This is a genomic window from Clostridium sp. CF012 (genome assembly GCF_018861755.1).
Lineage (GTDB): Bacteria > Bacillota > Clostridia > Clostridiales > Clostridiaceae > Clostridium_AD.
The window spans coordinates 281,373-298,576 of the sequence record NZ_JAHLEF010000001.1 but is presented as its reverse complement, the minus strand read 5'-3'; the positions used below and the strand labels follow the sequence as shown (position 1 = coordinate 298,576).

The window sequence follows — 17,204 nt, the reverse complement described above, 5'->3', positions numbered from 1 at the left end:
TACGAAATGGCAGAAACTATAATAACAAATACTATACCATTAGATAGTATAATGTTAAACAAAATGTTTGATACATTTAACAAGCTTCAAAATGCACCAGACTTTGAGTATTCTAAAAAGCAAAAATATTATAATGGCAAGCATGATATATTAACAGATTATAATGTTTTAAAAGGCTCAGCACGTTCTAATGAAATAATAGTAAGTAATTATATTGGAAAATTTGTTGACGAGGAAGCATCTTATGTCGCATCCAATCCTATATGTTTTACCTCAACTACGAAAGAAACTTCACATATAGATACTTTATATAGGTACATAAAAGGGTTCAGTAAAAATTGTTACCTTGACTTACTAAAACAAGTAGGTATTTATGGACAAGCTTATAAACTACTTTATTATGTTCCAGATGTCTTTACTGGAGGCTTTACATTAAAATCTAAAATATATAATCCCATGAATTCATTTATTATTAAAAATGATTTTGACGAAATAGAGTATTTTTTCTATGTATATACTAAAACCTTTTTTGATGATAGTAAATATGTAGATGTATATACCAAGGAATCTATTTCAACATATAAAGTTCTTGAGAAAGATACAAAAACTATTAATCCGGTTGAATATAATTTAAAAGATTTTGAATTAGTAGAAACTAAGGAAAACCTATTTAAAGAAGTGCCAGTAAGTATATGTAATATAGGTAAAACTATATTCGATAAGATTAAAAGATTGAATGATAATCTTAATATATCTCTATCAAATAATATTAATATATCAAATGATTTTAGAACTTCATATATGGCAATTAAGGGAGCAGAGATTAAGGAAGAGGATAAAAAGAGTATCAATGAAAGTGGAGTTATATATGTTCCGTCTGACGGTGATGTTAAATGGATTAGTAGAGATATTAATTCAGAATTTGCTATCACATTAATTGAGACTTGTATAGATCAAATATACCAACAATCTAACCATCTCAATAATAATGAAAAGAATACCTCTAATACAAGCGGTTCCAATTTAAGAGGTCGTATGGTGGGTTTAGAGCAACGTTGTGCGGAAGTATCGAATGCACTAACTGACTCAATCATGAACGAAATAAGACTTATATATAATTTTGATAGTTTAGCTAATGGAACTAGTTACAGTAATTTAGATGTTATTAGCAAAACTACTATAAACGTACCAGTAGATATTGCGGTTCTGGGTGACTTTATATCTAAGAATAAAGAATCTATGAGTTATAAGACTCTATATAGCTTATGTCCTTTCATAGATAACCCTCAACTAGAATGGGAAAAGTATCTTGAGGAAAGAAGAATGTTAAATAACCTTGATTCTGGAGGGATATTGGATGCGAATATAAATCTTGACGATAATATTCCCATAGATAAGAACAATGGATAATCAAAAGGAGTTAGAAGAACAACTACTAGCTCTTTTTGTTTTTGTTATGAAATATAATAGTAAATTTGCTACTTCATTAGTCAAGTATAAGGTATATAAAAATGAGCTGCTTAATGAGATCAATAAAATATATAAGAAATATACAAAGAATGGTCAATTACGTATCAATCAAAATGATATGAATAGGGAATTAGGTAATATAAAACCTTTGATACTTAAAATAAGTAAAGGACTGTATGAAAAAGAAAAAACCGCACTTCCTATAATTCTATATCTTGTTTTTAATAAGGTTTATGGTAAGACTTATAATATTTTATTTAAGGACTCTAAGGACTTAAAAAATATTAGTAAGGAAGAAATAGACATGATCACAACAGGATTTAAAATTAATGGGAAAACAAACTTACAGAGGATTAAAGATGATAAAACTATCTTCAATGGTAAGTTAAAGAATGATATAAAAAAATCACTAAAAGAATCTAAGCCTATAGAAGACTTGAAAGACAATATAGAAAGTAGATTTGAAAGTGAAATGAAAGTTGCTATGAGACTTACTAATAATGAAATAGCAAGGGTTTATAATGCTACAGCAGAGGTATTATACAATCAAAAGGGAGTTAAAAAAGTACAATGGGTCTCACAACTTGAAGGAAATACATGCGGGCAATGTGGTGAATTAGATGGAGAAATATTTGACATAGAAGATGCACCTATACCAATAATTTCTACACATGTAAATTGCCATTGTATCTTAGTGCCAGCAGATCAATAAGAATAATAAATTTAAATAAAAAAATAATGACTCTTTAGGACTAGAGACTATAGAGTACACGAAAGGATGATAATAAATGGCAATTGAAAATTTTAATGAGGTAATAGAATACATGAACACAAACAAGGAGAATGATGAGGTTAAAAGTTACGTTGGTGGATTGAATAAGATGGATTTAACAGGAGTAAAGTCCTTTTTAGAGACTAACGATGAAGGCAAAGGATATTTGAGCTCTTATTCAGATTCTAAAGTTACTAAGGGTATAGAAACTTTTAAAACTAACAACTTACAAAAGTTAATCGATGCTGAAATGTTAAAAAAGAATCCCTCATTAACTCCTGACCAATTAGAAATGCAAAACTTAAAACAAAAATTTGCTGATATGGAGAAGTCGAAAACAAAAGCTGAGCAAATGTCTAAATATAAAGACGTTCTTCAGCAAAAGAAAATACCTAGTAATATGGTGGACTTCTTAATTAATGATGATGAAACAGTTACAAATGCAAATATTAGTTTATTTGAGGATAGCATGAAATCATATATTGAGGAAGCTATCAAGGCTAAGTTTGGTAACAATGTGCATATACCTGCAAATGCATCTAACACACCACCTACATTAATATCTCAAGGTGAATGGGATAAAAATAAAAATGACATGGATTGGTATGAAAAAAACAGAGAACGAATACGAGAATCAGCTAAGCAAAGATTAATTAAATAATTAGTCCTTTTATTATGTCTTTTTTAGGGTTTTACAGACTTTAAAGAATAAAATTACACCACAATAGTCCACTGGACTTAAAGAGGAGGAACAATACATTATGGCAAATAATTTTGTACAAGAAACAGTATCAAGAGAGATTTTAGTAGCACAAAGGAATGCAAGTGTAATAAGACAATTTTGCGCAACACAATATGAGGGAGACATCCAAGGAAAGGGTACTAGCGTTAAGGTCAATATACTTATCCCTGCTACTCTAAAAGACACAGCAACTAATCCAGTATCAAGAGATGCAGACGGACTGGACACTAGTTTTGTAATGGTTAAACTAGAACAAGACAAGAACTATAAATTTGAAATTAATCATAAAGATATAGCTGAGGGTATGCCTACAGGTATGTTTGCAGAGACACTAACAGACATGGGGTTGCAGATTGCTTTAGAGGCTGACAAATTAGTATTATCTAAATATACAGAAGTTTTAGCAGCTAACATAATCCCAAAAACTTCAGTTGATAAAACTAACATATATGATTATCTAATTGATCTTGATGTTAAAATGGACGAATTAGAAATACCACAGGTAGGAAGAATCGTTGTGCTTCCTCCAAGAATTGCAGGACTACTTGCTAAGGATGTTATTATAAGAACAGCTAAAGAGCAGGACATGCCTTTAGGTTATGTAACAAAAGTTGGTAACTTAACAATCGTGAAGTCTAACAACGTAGCTATAAAGGAAGTAGCATCTGTTAAAGATTCTTTTGAATGTTTAGCATTTGTTGCAGGTAAAACTTTTGCTCATGTTAATGGATTTAACGAAGACAAAGTTGTCGACAGTTCTGTAATCACTAGTGGCTTTAAATCTATAGCTATGGGACAAGTAATATCAGGTGCTAAACTTGTTATGGCTAAGTATGCAGTATTATTTGAAATAGCTTATAAATAGGATATATCATCAAGGGTGCTTGTTAATTCAAGTGCCCTATTTTTTTATGAAAAGGAGTTGTAAAAAACATGTTGTTTTTAAATAAGAACACAGGTGTAAAATGGGAAATTAATAATGAGGAGCATCAAAATAGACTTAAAAATGATTCGGATTATGAAGTAGTTCAAGCTATCCCAGATGAGCAGAATTCAAATTTGAATTTAGATACTTTAGAATATAAAGAACTTCAAGCAATTGCAAAAGAAAAAGGATTGAAACATACTGGGATAAAGAAAGAAGATTTACTAGAATCCCTAAAAGAGGGTGAATAAATTGACTGCTTTAGAGATGCTAAAAACTTTATTAAACATAGAGTTAACAGATGTGTCAAAGGATGCAATTCTAAATTATATGCTTCAAAATGCTAAAGTTAAAATTGATAATTACTTAAGGCTAAAAATAGACTTTACAAATGTTGAAGCTAATAGAGAATTTGAACTCAAATACTTTAATGCAATAGTAGCCCTAGCAAAATATGATTATAATAACCAGAAAGCCGTAGGGGTTAAGCAATATACAGAGAGTAAAAGAAGTGTAACCTATAGAGATACTATTGATACAATCCCAGGAGAAATAAAAGCAATGTTGCCATATCCAAGCATAGTAATGTTTTAAGGAGGGTGCAAAAATGTTTGATGATACAATTGTAAAAATACTAGGTAGCTCCTATACAAATACACTTATTAAGTCTATTGAATGTGATTTTCAAGATCACATAAGCACCATAAATAAAGAAGACTACGACTATAAATGCACAAAATTGTTATTTGTAGATTATATAGAGCCACTCATGTATGAGAATTTTTATCTTAATATTGATAATGTAATTTATAAAATAATTAAGGTGGATAAATGTTCAGACCACATGGAAGTGTATTTGTATTTTATGGATTTAAAAGATATAAAAGTTAATGATATAGATAAAAAAGCTTTAATTCAAGAGGATGCAGATAAAGTAATTGATTATAAAACTATCATATCAAACTTTGTTATTAACACCGGGGATCTAATTCAATATCAAGGAGCTAACTGGTTAGTTATTGGTGAAGTATCTAAAACTAATACTATATACAAAGCTGCAGTTAGGAAAGCACATCATATCTTAAAATTTTATGTAAAAGGTGAGAAAATCTTTGAGACTCCTACCATAGTAGAAATTTCAAGCCAATCTATTAATGAAGGTAAAATTATATCAACTATAGATGGGAAAATAGAATTATTTATAAGGGACATTGCGGCCCATAGAAAGATTACTTATAATAATCGTTTAATCCTTATGGGTATTTCTTGGGAAATTGAGGGGTATACAAGAGAAGTTCAAGGGTTAATCCATTTATATTGCAAGAAAGGGCAGTTCGTCACAGAGGATAACAAGGCTTTAGAAATAGCATTTAATAAAACTTATAATACAGACATCCCAGAAGAAACTCCACCAGCAGTTTTAACACCTTATTCTATTATTGCAGCTGGAGAAGCTCCATCAATTGAAACAATAAATCTTGAGGCAAAACGTACTTTTAAGGTTATAGACAATAACACGAATGCGGAGCCTACAAAAGTATTTGTATTTACATTAGAAAAAGCTATTGAAAAGAATGATGTGGATACTAGCGTATTAATAACGTTGATAGATAATATTACAAATACAAGTTGTCGTTTAACAGTTAATACAAAGGTTAAGGGATATTTTTATCTAGTTGCAACTTGTGGGGATATAATCATAAAGAAATTATTAAGAATAAAAGGAATAATGGACAAGTAAAGGAGAAACATTGAATGAGTAAATATAAAGAGATGAATACATTTATCAAAGAAATTTCTAAGATGATATGTGCTAATCAGACAATCTGTAAATTATTACATTATGATACTCCAGATGCTTTAGCTATGCCAGATTTAGAAGATGCAGCTGAGAGATTGATTAATAAGAAAATACTCTTTTGTAATTCGGTACCTGATGATGAAGCTATAAGTATATTAAGTATTGTTATGACAAACATTTCAAACGATGGTATAAATCCTTATATAAGAGGTTATAACATCGTTTTTACAATATTAGTACATTCCTCTTTATATGTGTTAAATGAAGGTGATTTAAGGGTTGTAGGTATAATGAGCGAATTAGATGATATGTTTAATTTCGTACATAATAAAAATAGCACGGTTAAGATGAAAGGACTTAGAGATGAAGGAGCTCAACATACCTGGGCAAGTAAGGATTATAATGGCTATACTTTAACTTATAGCACTTTTAGTAATACATAAAAGGGTATAGAGGATTAATTTTAAAGTATGTGAATCCTTGATAATAATAGGTTTGGAGTTATTTGAAATACATTCACTTATTTATAATTTCACTCTCTCTTCACTTTCTCCAAAATCTTTCTTATTAATACATTTTATGGTACAATAGGGCAAGGAACTTATAGGGGGAATTGAAGCATGAGCGCATATTTATCTTTAGAAAAACAAATTGACAAAGCGATAGATGATATTAAAAAGTGTATAAGCAAAAATAATGCTAGAGTAGCGTTGCCTATCTTACAGTGGACTTTAGATAAAATTGAATTAAATCATGAAGAGAGTATCAGAATTGAGCAATGCAAAGTAACAAAGGGAGCTTCAAATAAACCAAGATATGTAAAGAAAGGATGGGTATATTACGCAAAATTAGGAAAAAATATAGGTAGTGAGCAAAATGGTTTTAGACCAGTTTTGATTGTCCAAAGTAGCCAGGGAAACAGCACTAGTAATACAGTCACTATCATTCCATTAACGGATGCTTTGGATAAAAATGGTAAACCTAAAAGGACGTTTGGAACCCATGTTGAAATTGATAATTCACAATTAAAAAAGAAATCAATAATTAAGACTGAACATATAAATAATATAAGTAAAAATAGACTTAAAGAACAAATTTGTTTCATCGGTGAGGAAAAGATGAATGAAGTTGATGAAAAGTTAAAAATTTCTTTGGGTCTAAAATAAGTGTTGACAAATTCAACTTTACGGCATAATATATAAGCATAAAGAATAATTTATAACATAAAGAATAATATATTAACGTAAAGAATAAATATAGTCATAAAGAATAATATATTATTATAAGTAAATACTAATTAAATACAACTTAATCATGTAATTATATTACATGTTCACGTAGAGATTAAAATTATTTAACACATTTGTGAATTAAATAGTTCTCTGCGATATTTAACTTAGAAAGCTCTGATATATAATTCAGAGCTTTTCACATTTTATCGTACTTAGACCTCTGATTAATTTCGGGGGTTTTTATTATGACTAAAAATAAGATTTATAGCACTTATTCATTATTATTTTTTAAAAGGGACTGAGCGATTAATTTCGTTTAGTCCCCTTTTTTCGTTAAGCTGATATAAGAAGGCCGGTATATTTACGTTTGGATTAGTGTTAGCATGTATTAAAAGAGTAGGGCATGGTTTACACCAGCACGATTCTTTATATCCACCGATTAACATTATCAATTGAGAATGAGTGAGAATATGAGTACATGTGTCCGTATTATTTTGTCGTAAATTAAGTGTTATATATAATGTAGGAAATTTTAAAAAGTAGTTGATTTAATTGACTGCTTTTTTATTTTTTGGAGGAGGGGTTTAATATCTTAGAAGAAATAATTTTAAGAGATCTAGAGAGAGAAGGATTAATTACAAAAACAGAATTAAAGAAAGCTATAGAAGTATTACATAATAAAATATACAATAAAAAAATTGCTTAAAATATTTTTATTGTATATATATTAAAAGAGTTTATAATGTTAAATATATATTACTAACGATAGCTAACAACTAAAAACGAAAGGTGATGGATGTATTTGGATAGAGTTGTATATTATGCTAGAGTATCAACAGTGGAGGAACAACAATTAAATGCTTTACAAGATCAAATAAAAGAGATGATAGGATTTATTGAGGAACATGAAAGTTGGAGATTAGTGGATCAATATGTTGATGAGGGTAAGAGTGGTACTACCACTAAATATAGAAAAGAATATAATAGGTTAATTCAGGATATAGAAGAAGATAAATTTGATACGATAGTTATAAAAGATGAAACTAGATTAAATAGGAATGTATTTGAATGGTATAAATTTATTGATATTTTAATAAGAAATGATAAAAAATTATTCTTCTATATGGAGAATAAATACTATAAAGCAGAAGATAAATTTTTAATAGGAATAAAGGCATTAATGGCTGAGCAATACTCTAAAGATCTGTCAAATAAAATAAACAATGCTCATAAACATAGACAAAAAAATGGTAAGGTATGTACTAATAGCACTATACTAGGATATGATTTGTTTAATGGAGGATTAATTATTAATGCAGAGCAATCTGAAATAGTTAAAATGATTTATGATTTGTACATCGAAGACATAGGATTTCCTACAATAGCAAAGAAACTAGATGAATTGGGCATAAAAAATGCTAAAGGAAATAAATATGATGCTACTTCTTTAAAAAGAATAATAGTAAACGAAAAATACAAGGGTTTGCTAGTTAGTAATAAAAAACACTACGATTTTGAAACTAAAAAAATATATGATGTACCACCAGAAAACTGGATTATAAAAGAAGATGTAATTCCACAAATTATAGATAAAGAAAAATGGGAAAAAGCTAATAAGGTACTTGAGACAAGAAGGCAGCCATATATAGATGCAAATAATATGAAGAAAATTGCTGGACATAAAACAAACACCTATATATATACTGGTAAAATAATTTGTGGTGAATGCGGTGCAGTATACTGGCATGAGTTAAGAAAGAAATGTAAAAGTGATATTTGGCAATGTCACAATTATAGGACTAAAAGACAACCTTGTAAAAATGAAGTTAGCCTGAGATGTGACGTTTTAGATAATCTCATGAGATATGTGATTAATGATTTTTGGAAGAACAAAGATGAGGCTATAAAGAATGTTATTAGAGCACTGGAACTATCCATGAACAATAATGGCATAGACGCAAAAATAAAAGACTTAACGAATAAAAAAGATAAATACAATAATATGAAAAATAGTTTAATAGATTTACTTTCAGAAGAGTTAATTAGTAAGGATGAATATATAAATAAAAAATTAGAATATGAAAATATAATGCAAAAAATAGATGAGGAATTAGATGAGAGTTCTTTTGAATATAATAATATAACAAGCAAACAAGAAAGACTTGATAATTTAAATAAAATATTAAATGCGAAGAAAGATGATAATAAAATTATAAGTGACGATATAATAAAATACTTATTAAATAAAATTGTTGTAAAAAATAATAATCAAGTTGATATATATTTAAATACAGATGTTAAATATATTGTAAATATTAATAAAGATAATTTTTCGGTGTTAGTAGACAACGCTTCATACAAATGATGCTGCTACGTCCATATCTAGGCTAATAGATATGGGTATTCCATCTTATCTAGTTGCTGATTCATTAGTTGTAATACTCGCTCAGAGATTAATAAGAAAATTATGCTCCTTTTGTAAAATGGAATACGAGATTGTAAATGAAGAATATCAGCATTTAGGATTTAATAGTGGGGAGAAAATATATAAAGGAGCAGGCTGTAATAAATGTAATGAAACTGGATATAAGGGTAGAACTGTTGTATATGAATTACTAAAACTAGATAGTGTTCATAAATCCATTATAGCAAGAAGTGGCATAAGTGATGAGCTTTGGAAATATTGTAATGAAGTGAAATCAGATTCATTTATGGAGAGTTGTAGCGCCTCAGTGCACAATGGAGTTACATCAATAGAAGAATTTGTAAATGCTACTTATAGCTATAATTTTAAATAGGGCATCTAAAAAAATGGTATAATTACTAGCATTTTTTAGATGATTAGTGATAGGTGAAATATAAAATGAGATTTAAATACATGGCTAAAACATTCAATGGAATAACAATAAAAGGTATTACTGAAAGTGATAGTATAGAAGAATTAGCATTAGGACTTCGCGCACAAGAATTATTTTTAATAAAGTGTAGGATTATAAAAAAAATAACTGAAATTTCTACGAAACCTAATTTGAAAACTATATCTATATTTTGCAGACAATTCTCAATATGTATTAAATCAGGAATTCCCATTTGTGACACTCTTAATTTGCTTTGTCAGCAAATGCTACATAAATCTGTAAAAAATAGTCTCCACAGCATTAGAGAAAATGTACAAAAGGGTAATTCACTGCATTCAAGTATGAAAAACACTATAAATGTATACCCAGAGTTTATGATAAATATGATTTATTTAGGTGAGGAGAGCGGGAAGCTAGATATAATTCTAGATGAATTGGCAGGTTATTATGAAAAAGAACATAAGCTTTTAAAAAAATTTACTAATTCAATGATTTATCCTTGCACAGTATTTGTTACATTAACAATAGTATCATTTTTTTTGTTTATAAAAGTAATTCCAGTATTTATTACAAATTTAAATTCTTTCCATGGGTCAATTCCATTGATAACCAGACTTGTTTTAGGGATGAGTAACTTTTTTGGAACAAATTTTTTATGGATTTTAATGATAAATTTAACTTTGATTTTTATTTTTGTAGAATATTTTAAAACAGAAAGTGGAAAGATGGCTTTTGACAAATTTAAATTTATTTGCCCAATATTAGGTCCAGTATATAAACGTCTTATTTACACAAGATTTACAAGAGGTCTTAATATATTACTAACTAGTGGGGTGGGACTTGTAAGTTCTTTTGAAATAATTCATGATGTTATTGGCAACAGATATTTTAAGCTAAAGCTAAAAACAGTTTTTAATGATATTAAAAAAGGGGGGGATTTATCAAGCTCCTTAAATTCAATGAATCTATTTCCACAATTTTTTGTGGCTATGATAAAAATAGGAGAAGAAACAGGTAATTTAGATGGGATGTTTTTAATAGCTGCAGATATATTCTATGAAGATGCAGAGGAAAATGTGGAAAAAGCCACTGCGCTAATAGAGCCAATTCTAATAATATTTTTAGGAATTATGATAGGCATAATTATATTAGCGGTTATGCTACCAATGCTCAACGTTATGGACTCTGTGGGCAAAATTTAATATAGGAAGGAAACTTTATGCGTAGGGGATTTACACTAATTGAAATGATAGTGGTTATAGCTATTATGAGCATAATGCTGGGTTGTAGCGTTATTTCTGTGAGGTTCTATAAATCAGTAAAAAATAAAGTGGATGCAGATTATTATTGTAATGCAACAGTAGGTTTTATTAATAATTCAAAGATGTATTGTAGAGGAAATTCTTGTAGCGCTACAATAACTTTTGATATAGAGAGAAATGAAATAAATTTAGAAAAGGGCCTTAATACGGTAAATACACTAGCATTCTCAAAAAAGATAACCTTATATAAAGTCCAAGGTAGGAGAATAAACAAAGCCATTGAAATTGATAGGTATGGGTTTAGTAATGATGCATGCACTATAATATTAAGGGATAATAATTCAATAGACCACGAAATTACAATGAGAGTAGGTACGTCATATGTCAAAATTAATAAATAAAAAAGGATTTACAATGCTGGAGGTGTTATGTAGTTTAGGAATATTTTCCACCATTTTCCTTTGTATGATGTCCTTTGGCGTAACTTCTCTTAATATAAAAAAGGATATAAAAACTATAAATAAAAATGTAGCCATTATGGAGTGCCTGAAAAACAATATTATATATTCTATGACCTTTGAGGAATTAGAACAGTTGCAAAAAAATAACAGAGTTTTCGTAAACAAGGAAAATATGACTTTGAATAAAATCCAAATAGGCGTAATGGATGTGTTTTCAGAGGAGGCAATCATAACGGACTCATTTATAGAATTAAGCTTTTTAAAATGTGAATTTAAGGTATACACACTAAGATTATCAATACATCCTGGCACCACAGAGGATATTACTGAATTACAGTGTAAATTCTATAAAGGTGACCATAAATGAAAAAAAGTGGAGTTACACTTATAGAAATAGTAATAGTTATGGCGCTGGTATCTTTGATGGTGGGGGTGGTAGATAGTATGCTTATCTCTTATTTGAAAAATTATAAAAATAATGTATTAGAAAATAAGGGGTTTAATTATTTAAATGAAGCTATAGCAATAATAGAAAAAGAAGTGAATGAGGATGCTAATATAGTAAAAACTGAGGAAAATATTATTAAAATAAATTATTCCAATGGAACCACCATAAATCACATAAAATGTATCAAAGGCAATCTTTATATCTTGTATGGTACAAAATATAGTATACCTGTAGATAGTTCCAATAAAAGTGTAATTATAGATGAGGTGAAAGAATTTGTGGCTACAAGAACCGGAAGAACACTTTATATTAAAGTGATTTGGTGCAATGGTCAAACAATAGAGAGGTGTTTAGCAATAAAAAATGCAAACTAAAAAGGGATTTATAATGGTTTATACCATTTTAGCAGGATTTATTTGCTTAATTATAATGATGTATATATTTGATATTCAAATAGCAGAAGTAAAGTATTCTACAAGCACTAAAGAATATCTACTTAAAGAGGATGATTATCAAAGATACAGGGAGTATCTAATGACTTTATTTTTTACTTATGTTAATGAAAATAGTGAAGCAATAAAAAAAGTAGGAATAAATGAGTTCTTTTTTTCTAAAAGCTACATAGTAAAGTATGAAAAATCTAATGTGAGTTATTCTAATAAAAGTAATGAATTCATTTTTACAACACCTTACAAGTCTGGAGTAAATAGAAATGATTATTTTGAATTAGAAGCTATTGGTGAAAGCTTTGAGATGGTATTTATAAAAACAGATTACAAATAAGTGCCATCCACGTGGCAAGTGGCAAGTGGCAAAAATATTTAAAACGACTGATTATATTAGTAAATGGCGGTGATGAAAGATGAAAATTAGAAGAAATATGCTTTTAGAATTTTGTGCAGAAAGAATTTCAAGTATAGAATTTTCTAAAAATATAATATTAAATAAAGTTTACAATATATCTTACGGAAATATATATCACAAGGACACCCCCAATATAAAAGATTTTGTAATGGATATAAAGAACAAAAACTTATATGTTCTTGTTGAAGGTGAGACGATTTATATTAAAATGGTCACACTTCCCCTGGTTAAAAAACATCTAATTAGTGATCTGATTAAAAATGAACTAAGATATTATTATAATGACATAGATCATATTTCCTTTACCTATAAGTTGATTAATAAGGATGAATTTAAAATGGAAATATTAGTTTTTTGTCTTAGTGGAAATAACTTGGACATATTAGAGAACTGCATTGATAATAATATTAATTTAAAAAAAGTAAACTTAATTCAGTTTTGTTTTAAAAATTATTATTGTAATAAAATAAATGAAAAAGACTATATATTGGTTTTTTATTACAATTGTATTTTATATTTTTTAATATGCCATAATGATGAAATTGTAGCTAATACAAACGTAAAGGTTGTGGATTTGCTTTTATTTAAATTCCCTTATGCAATGAATGAATTTTTAGATAAGTACAATAACTATGCTAAACAGTGCAAAAAAAATTATTATGCAAATGTAGAAGGGTTATATATAGAAGAATTCAAATATCTTACATTGCCTGTGGTAATATTAGAAAACTTAAAAGGTCCAGAATTGATAAAATATATAATAATAAAAGGGTAGATATCTATGGTGAAAAAAACATTCATTCCAAATTGGTACGAAGATAGAAAAAGTGAGATAGGTAATAAAAAAGTTAAAGTGTATATTAAAATAGCTTTAATAGTAAACATTATTTTGATAATCCTCGTATTAAATATTTCTAATGAGATAGGTAGTGTAGAGGGAGAGATAGATGAAGAAAACAAAACTATTAATGTTATAGAAACCGTTAATAAAGATGAAGATGCAATAATTATTGAAAAATATAAAGAACTGAGCAAGTTTTTTGAGGATAATAATTTCAGCTACAGGAATATTAACATAACTAAAGATAATTTGGAAATAGATATTGAAGTTAATAACTATGAGGAATATATTAAAGTGATAAGACGAATAGAAGAGCACTATTCAATTAAAAAATTAACTCCATACATTAAAAATGAAGGGAATTTTAACTTCAAAGTTATATTATAGGTGTAATGATGCATAAAAATAGAAAATTAAAAAGGATGCTAACAATTTTACTAATGATAATGGGAATTTTGTCTTTTAAACTTATTTTTGTAGTGGATAAAAGCAATAGAATTAAAAACAAAGGTGCAACTAATATTACAGTGGATAAAAATCTCCAGAAGGTAGAAAAATATGGATACAGTGATATTATGGATATTCTAACCAGTGATTTTGAAGTGAAAACTATTAATATGATAGAACAAGAGAAATGTAATATGATCGTAGATTATACCGGAGATATAAAATTATTGTATACTGCTTTAAACTCTTTAAATGAAAGCAAAAGTCTCTTAAAAATAAACGGTATTAATATTAATAAAGAGGCTAAAACTACAACTATAAATATTGATTTTAAAAAAAACAAGTAAATATATTCACTATGTAATGAAGATATAGGTATTTTAAGTAGTATATTTATGAAAAACATAAAGATTATTTAAATATTGCATAATTATATTTGCAAATATCATTCAGTTTTGATAAAATAACATTGTTCCACTGTAATGTTTACATTTACTGTGATTATAAGAAAAATTTTAAAGCAATCACTACATAGGAAAATTTCAATTATAAACGGGTCAAATTTAAATTTACTGGGATAAAAGATTTCTACAATATAACTGTAGAAATTGGTATTAATATATCTAATAAGGTTATAATATAATGGGTTAATTGAATTAACAATGAATTTTGGAGGGATACTTAATGATTTCAGCAGGAGATATAAGAAAAGGAACTACTTTTGATGAAGGTGGACAAGTTTACACAGTAATAGAATTTTTACATGTAAAACCTGGTAAGGGGGCTGCTTTTGTTAGAACTAAATTAAGAAATGTTATTAACCAAGGGGTTACAGAAAAAACCTTTAATCCAACAACAAAATTACAAGAAGCAGTTATAGAAAGAAAAGAAATGCAGTACTTATATGCAGCAGATGGATTATACTACTTCATGGATCAAGAAACATATGAACAAATACCACTTAACTACGAAAAAGTTGAAGATGCTATAAAATACTTAAAAGAAAATATGTTTGCTGTAATAAAATTTTATAAGAATGAGGCTTTTTCAGTGGAAGCTCCAAATTTTGTAGAACTCGTTATAACAGCTACTGAACCAGGTGTTCGCGGTAATACGTCTTCAAGTGTAACAAAACCAGCTACTGTAGAAACAGGAGCAATAATTCAAGTTCCAATGTTCGTTAATGAAGGCGAAACTATAAGGATAGATACCCGAAATGGCGACTACATGCTAAGAGTATAAACAATAAGTTATAGATTATATATTTAAAAAGAGCCAATTTGGTTCTTTTTTTTTATTCTTTTTTGGAGCGTTATAACATATATTATGTAAAATGAATCCATTTAAGCTAATAATATTTAGAATTATATGGAATATTTTACAGTAACCCATAATAGAAATTATATATGAGAGGGTGATAAAAATTTTAGTTACAAATGATTTATTTGAAATATTACCAAAGACTATTAGAAGTAAATTGGAACAGGTTAATCGAATACAAGAACTTGAAGAACTTAGAATAAAAGTAAACAAGCCTATATTTATTCACATTGGTAATAAAGAAGAGATTTGGGATTATATTGCGACGACAGAAGATATTAAATATATAATGCAGAGAATAAGCAATTACTCAATATATGCTTTTGAAGACGAAATTAGACAAGGGTATATAACTATAAAAGGTGGACATAGGGTTGGACTATGCGGGATTTGTGTTATTGAGAACAATAGCATAAAAACTATTAAAGATATATCATCTATAAACATACGAGCATGCAAAGAGATTATTGGTTGCGCTGATAAAGTAATGCCTTATATTACTCTCAATAATTCAGTCCATAATACAATTATTATATCTCCTCCTAAATGTGGAAAAACAACTCTACTAAGAGATATTTCGCGAATTATATCCCAGGGGGATAAAAATAAAAATTTTAATGGTAAAAATGTTTCTATAATTGATGAAAGGTCCGAAATAGCAGGTTCGTTTAAAGGCATACCACAAATGGAGGTAGGCATTCGAACAGATGTACTAGATAATTGCCCCAAGAGCCAAGGGATTATGATGGCTATTAGAAGCATGTCACCTGACGTCATTGTATGTGATGAAATCGGCACCCAGAATGATATGGAAAGTATTTTAATGGCATTAAATTCTGGTATTAGTTTAATTACAACTATTCATGGCTTTGGAATTGAAGATCTGTATAAAAGATTAGTTTTTAAAGATATTATGGAAAATTACGTATTTTCAAGAGGCATAGTGCTTTCTAACAAAAGGGGCATTGGAACAATAGAATCTATTTATGATTTTACTAAAGGTGCAGATATATGGAGGTCATTAAATGATTAAAATAATTGCATGTGCTGTGATTTTAGGTGCGTCAACTCTAGCTGGTTTTATATATAGTGAACGGTTAAAGTATAGAGTTTTTCAGCTAAATGAAGTTCAAAGAGCAATATATCAACTGCAGAATGAAATAACTTATGTACATGCTCTACTTCCGGATGCTTTTAAAAGCGTAGCTCAAAAGAGCGAAGAGCCTATACGGGAGCTTTTTAATAGAACTAGTGAATTACTATCAGGCAATAGCTATGAAAATGTCTATGAGGCAATGAATAGTGCCATGAATTTAATAAAAAACAGAATATATCTAAACGCTGATGATATAAATGTTATTTTGGATTTATCTAAAACCTTAGGAGAGTCTGATATTGAAGGGCAAGTCAATATATTTTCACTAACCCTTACAAATTTAAAAAAACAAATTAAAATATCAGAAGATTATATGAATAAAAATATAAGAATGTACAGATATTTAGGTTTTTCTTTTGGTGCAATGATTGTAATAGCATTAATATAGGGAGGAGGTTTTTTTAGTGTTAGATGTTAGTTTGCTGTTCAAAATAGGGGCAACGGGTATTCTTATAATTATAATTGACAAGGTTTTGAAAAGCGGGGGAAAGGAAGATATTGCAGTAGTTGCAAATTTAGCCGGAGTAATATTAATTCTTATGATGGTGATAAATCTAGTAAGCAAACTATTTACTTCAGTAAAAACTTTGTTTCAGTTTTAGCAC

At 28.3% G+C, this 17,204-nt stretch carries 24 protein-coding genes; all 24 read left to right on the top strand.

Annotation, left to right across the window (positions count from 1 at the left end; all coding sequences use genetic code 11):
- Positions 1-6: 6 nt before the first annotated feature.
- Positions 7-1,410 (top strand): phage portal protein, encoded by a 1,404-nt coding sequence (locus KPL50_RS01520; RefSeq protein WP_216296660.1) that lies wholly within the window; start codon positions 7-9, stop codon positions 1,408-1,410.
- Positions 1,403-2,182, top strand: coding sequence for a minor capsid protein (locus KPL50_RS01515; protein WP_216296659.1), 780 nt, complete (start codon positions 1,403-1,405; stop codon positions 2,180-2,182). Before KPL50_RS01520 ends, KPL50_RS01515 begins: the two co-directional genes overlap by 8 nt.
- A 76-nt stretch (positions 2,183-2,258) precedes the next feature.
- Positions 2,259-2,903 carry a DUF4355 domain-containing protein gene (locus KPL50_RS01510; protein WP_216296658.1) on the top strand — a complete coding sequence of 215 codons (645 nt, stop codon included), beginning with the start codon at positions 2,259-2,261 and terminating at the stop codon, positions 2,901-2,903.
- A 100-nt stretch (positions 2,904-3,003) separates the two neighbouring features.
- Positions 3,004-3,849 carry a hypothetical protein gene (locus tag KPL50_RS01505; RefSeq protein WP_216296657.1) on the top strand — a complete coding sequence of 282 codons (846 nt, stop codon included), beginning with the start codon at positions 3,004-3,006 and terminating at the stop codon, positions 3,847-3,849.
- A 68-nt stretch (positions 3,850-3,917) separates the two neighbouring features.
- The gene (locus tag KPL50_RS01500) at positions 3,918-4,160 is read left to right on the top strand and encodes a hypothetical protein (RefSeq protein WP_216296656.1); all 243 of its coding nucleotides are present in this window, start codon (positions 3,918-3,920) and stop codon (positions 4,158-4,160) included.
- A gap of 1 nt (position 4,161) precedes the next feature.
- Positions 4,162-4,503, top strand: coding sequence for a head-tail connector protein (locus tag KPL50_RS01495; RefSeq protein ID WP_216296655.1), 342 nt, complete (start codon positions 4,162-4,164; stop codon positions 4,501-4,503).
- Between the two features lie 13 nt (positions 4,504-4,516).
- Positions 4,517-5,650 carry a hypothetical protein gene (locus KPL50_RS01490; protein ID WP_216296654.1) on the top strand — a complete coding sequence of 378 codons (1,134 nt, stop codon included), beginning with the start codon at positions 4,517-4,519 and terminating at the stop codon, positions 5,648-5,650.
- Positions 5,651-5,664: 14 nt separating this feature from the next.
- A complete protein-coding gene (locus KPL50_RS01485; protein ID WP_216296653.1) occupies positions 5,665-6,153 on the top strand; it encodes a hypothetical protein in 489 nt (162 codons plus the stop codon).
- A gap of 177 nt (positions 6,154-6,330) precedes the next feature.
- Positions 6,331-6,876: a type II toxin-antitoxin system PemK/MazF family toxin gene (locus KPL50_RS01480; RefSeq protein ID WP_216296652.1), complete on the top strand. Its 546-nt coding sequence runs from the start codon at positions 6,331-6,333 to the stop codon at positions 6,874-6,876.
- A 637-nt stretch (positions 6,877-7,513) separates the two neighbouring features.
- Positions 7,514-7,648 (top strand): hypothetical protein, encoded by a 135-nt coding sequence (locus KPL50_RS27355; protein WP_290443183.1) that lies wholly within the window; start codon positions 7,514-7,516, stop codon positions 7,646-7,648.
- 96 nt (positions 7,649-7,744) lie between these two features.
- Positions 7,745-9,307, top strand: a complete 1,563-nt coding sequence (locus tag KPL50_RS01475; RefSeq protein ID WP_216296651.1) for a recombinase family protein — start codon at positions 7,745-7,747, stop codon at positions 9,305-9,307.
- 31 nt (positions 9,308-9,338) lie between these two features.
- A complete protein-coding gene (locus KPL50_RS01470) occupies positions 9,339-9,740 on the top strand; it encodes a hypothetical protein (RefSeq protein WP_216296650.1) in 402 nt (133 codons plus the stop codon).
- A 65-nt stretch (positions 9,741-9,805) separates the two neighbouring features.
- The gene (locus tag KPL50_RS01465; protein WP_216296649.1) at positions 9,806-11,002 is read left to right on the top strand and encodes a type II secretion system F family protein; all 1,197 of its coding nucleotides are present in this window, start codon (positions 9,806-9,808) and stop codon (positions 11,000-11,002) included.
- Positions 11,003-11,019: 17 nt separating this feature from the next.
- Positions 11,020-11,463, top strand: coding sequence for a Tfp pilus assembly protein FimT/FimU (locus KPL50_RS01460; protein WP_216296648.1), 444 nt, complete (start codon positions 11,020-11,022; stop codon positions 11,461-11,463).
- Positions 11,444-11,890 carry a prepilin-type N-terminal cleavage/methylation domain-containing protein gene (locus tag KPL50_RS01455; RefSeq protein ID WP_216296647.1) on the top strand — a complete coding sequence of 149 codons (447 nt, stop codon included), beginning with the start codon at positions 11,444-11,446 and terminating at the stop codon, positions 11,888-11,890. Before KPL50_RS01460 ends, KPL50_RS01455 begins: the two co-directional genes overlap by 20 nt.
- Positions 11,887-12,345: a type II secretion system protein gene (locus tag KPL50_RS01450; protein ID WP_216296646.1), complete on the top strand. Its 459-nt coding sequence runs from the start codon at positions 11,887-11,889 to the stop codon at positions 12,343-12,345. Before KPL50_RS01455 ends, KPL50_RS01450 begins: the two co-directional genes overlap by 4 nt.
- A complete protein-coding gene (locus KPL50_RS01445) occupies positions 12,335-12,754 on the top strand; it encodes a hypothetical protein (protein ID WP_216296645.1) in 420 nt (139 codons plus the stop codon). The genes KPL50_RS01450 and KPL50_RS01445 overlap by 11 nt, the downstream gene beginning before the upstream one ends.
- A gap of 79 nt (positions 12,755-12,833) precedes the next feature.
- A complete protein-coding gene (locus tag KPL50_RS01440; protein WP_216296644.1) occupies positions 12,834-13,610 on the top strand; it encodes a hypothetical protein in 777 nt (258 codons plus the stop codon).
- Between the two features lie 6 nt (positions 13,611-13,616).
- Positions 13,617-14,063 (top strand): hypothetical protein, encoded by a 447-nt coding sequence (locus KPL50_RS01435; RefSeq protein ID WP_216296643.1) that lies wholly within the window; start codon positions 13,617-13,619, stop codon positions 14,061-14,063.
- A 5-nt stretch (positions 14,064-14,068) separates the two neighbouring features.
- A complete protein-coding gene (locus KPL50_RS01430) occupies positions 14,069-14,470 on the top strand; it encodes a hypothetical protein (RefSeq protein ID WP_216296642.1) in 402 nt (133 codons plus the stop codon).
- Positions 14,471-14,807: 337 nt separating this feature from the next.
- A complete protein-coding gene (gene efp / locus KPL50_RS01425) occupies positions 14,808-15,365 on the top strand; it encodes an elongation factor P (protein WP_216296641.1) in 558 nt (185 codons plus the stop codon).
- 175 nt (positions 15,366-15,540) lie between these two features.
- A complete protein-coding gene (gene spoIIIAA, locus KPL50_RS01420) occupies positions 15,541-16,476 on the top strand; it encodes a stage III sporulation protein AA (RefSeq protein ID WP_216296892.1) in 936 nt (311 codons plus the stop codon).
- Positions 16,469-16,987 carry a stage III sporulation protein SpoIIIAB gene (gene spoIIIAB, locus KPL50_RS01415; protein ID WP_216296640.1) on the top strand — a complete coding sequence of 173 codons (519 nt, stop codon included), beginning with the start codon at positions 16,469-16,471 and terminating at the stop codon, positions 16,985-16,987. The genes spoIIIAA and spoIIIAB overlap by 8 nt, the downstream gene beginning before the upstream one ends.
- 16 nt (positions 16,988-17,003) lie before the next feature.
- Positions 17,004-17,201, top strand: coding sequence for a stage III sporulation protein AC (spoIIIAC, locus tag KPL50_RS01410; protein ID WP_216296639.1), 198 nt, complete (start codon positions 17,004-17,006; stop codon positions 17,199-17,201).
- Positions 17,202-17,204 lie beyond the last annotated feature (3 nt).